At 40.3% G+C, this 1,537-nt stretch carries 1 protein-coding gene; it reads right to left on the minus strand.

The genetic code is table 11. The features are described 5' to 3' along the window. Positions 1-367: 367 nt before the first annotated feature. On the minus strand, positions 368-1,438 hold the full coding sequence (locus tag ACYVM0_RS26945; RefSeq protein WP_460562605.1) for an IS110 family RNA-guided transposase: 1,071 nt from the start codon (positions 1,436-1,438) through the stop codon (positions 368-370). Between the last annotated feature and the right edge of the window lie 99 nt (positions 1,439-1,537).

The raw sequence follows: 1,537 nt of genomic DNA on the forward strand, positions 1-1,537 counted from the left end.
TGGGTTCCTATGTATATATAGACTTTAGAGAGTGAGAATAAAAATATTAATTTCTTTTGAAAGCAGGGAGTAAACAAGAGTTTATTTTTATTAACTCCTTGCCTTCGCCAGAGTTTTTTTCGGTTTATAAAAATAGTATTCTGTTCGCTATTTTGCAAGCGGTTTAAATTATCCATTACCAGCATCCTATGAGTAGATCTTTTTATTGACTACAAGCTCCTGTGATTAAATAAATAATAAAAAACAACCGGCTGCAGTCTTTGCGAAGTCAATGCTTCGTTGTTTGATTATGTGACGATGACACCCCATGTTTTGCAGTCCGGTTGCTGTATTTAATTCGTTAGGTAATGAATGTTTATAAAATATTTTATTGTACAACGGCTGTTTGATAAGGTTGGCCACTCAACCATACATAACGGATGCGGCTGAGTAATTTACGGGCTACTTTTACAATGGCAGCCTTACCATTCTTGCCACGCTTTATTTGTTCGCTGTAATAAAGGGCCAGTGCAGGATCGGTTCGTTTGGCTGTCCAGGCACATTCTACCAGGTCACTTCTTAGTTGCCGATGCTTTCTTACAGTGATGCGGCCTTTCAATTCTTTTTCGCCGCTACTGTGCTCCATGGGCATCAGCCCAATAAAACTGTTGAGGTGATAAAAAGAACTGAAGCGCTTCATATCACCTATTTCGGTTAGTAATGCAGCAGCAGTTAGCGGTCCAATACCGGTTACCGTTCTTAATAAATAATAGAGCTTGTTGTATTTTTTGCTGCGCATCAGTTTGCGGATGTCATTACAGATGCTTAACAATTCTTTGCGTAATAGTTCGGCTTGCCGAAGCTGATAGTGCAAGGCAACACGACAGCTGCTGTGTTCAAATTCCAGTGCAGCCAGCCAGTTCATAAAATTTTTACTCCAGTTACTGTTATCGTATTGCGGAGGTACAGTTACGCCGGTGTAATCTAAAAAACCTTTGATGCGATTTTTGCAACGTACCAGGTCCCGCCATATTTTTTTTCGTTGGCGTACGAGGTGACGGTCAGCCTCCTGATCTTCGCTGGGTACATAAATACCTTTAAGTTGGTTGCAAACCAAGGCGTGTCCAATGCCACGGGCATCACGGCTATCAGTTTTATACACTTCATCTTTGTGCGTACTGGGTATATCGGCTGGATTGATCACTAAACAAGTAATGCCACATTGTTTAAACTGGCGTTGTATCCAGTAACCAAATTTGCCGCTCTCGTAAGCGCAAACATAAGTGGCACCAGGATAACTGTTGGTTAGGTAATGATGCAATGCCTGTGGGGTGGGCGGTTGATGAATATTACGTACAAACTGATCATTCAAATAAACGGCAGCATTCCAGCTGCGCTTGTGTACATCTAAACCAACATACACTGTGTTGTTTTCAAAACTTGCTGTAACTTTAGTCATGGCGTTTAGAGTTTAATATTGTGAATAATATTTTGTAGCTCTAATTTAATTTAGATTCTACTTACCTCTAAACGCCATTTTATATTGCATAGGGGCTTT

Source organism: Ferruginibacter profundus (assembly GCF_054783275.1).

Coding starts and splice junctions, on each gene's coding strand:
- ACYVM0_RS26945 (WP_460562605.1), bottom strand. CDS start 1,438: ATGACTAAAGTTACAGCAAGTTTTGAAAACAACACAGTGTATGTTGGT.